Below are 303 nucleotides of genomic sequence, written 5' to 3'. Positions count from 1 at the left end.
CTTGCGCTCAACACGGTACCAAAAATATTTTGGACGACCATTCGATTTATCAAACTCTGCGGTTGTTTTATCAAACTCTCGATAATATTCAAATTGTGGGATATCGGCCAAAGGCTGAGTAACATCCATAAAATTTTGCAGTAACTCCCAGTGCAAAAAAGCGCAGGCTATTTGGTTACTATAAGTCTGTTCATAACGAATGTTTTTCTTATAATGCAGTAATGTAAAGCCTCTATTAGCAAAACCACTTTTAGGATTATGGGCTACCTTATAGTGAGCATTGAACTCTTCAAAAGGGAGTGT

Annotated in this window: 1 pseudogene; it reads right to left on the bottom strand. The window is 37.3% G+C overall.

Annotated elements, in window-relative coordinates:
• Window positions 1–303, bottom strand: a pseudogene (locus JIG37_RS00255) (hypothetical protein); the annotation flags it as partial.

This window comes from Pseudoalteromonas sp. bablab_jr010 (assembly GCF_016464105.1).
Lineage (GTDB): Bacteria > Pseudomonadota > Gammaproteobacteria > Enterobacterales > Alteromonadaceae > Pseudoalteromonas > Pseudoalteromonas simplex.
Note: the sequence above shows the minus strand (reverse complement) of the source record. Positions and strands in the feature narration are given on the sequence as shown.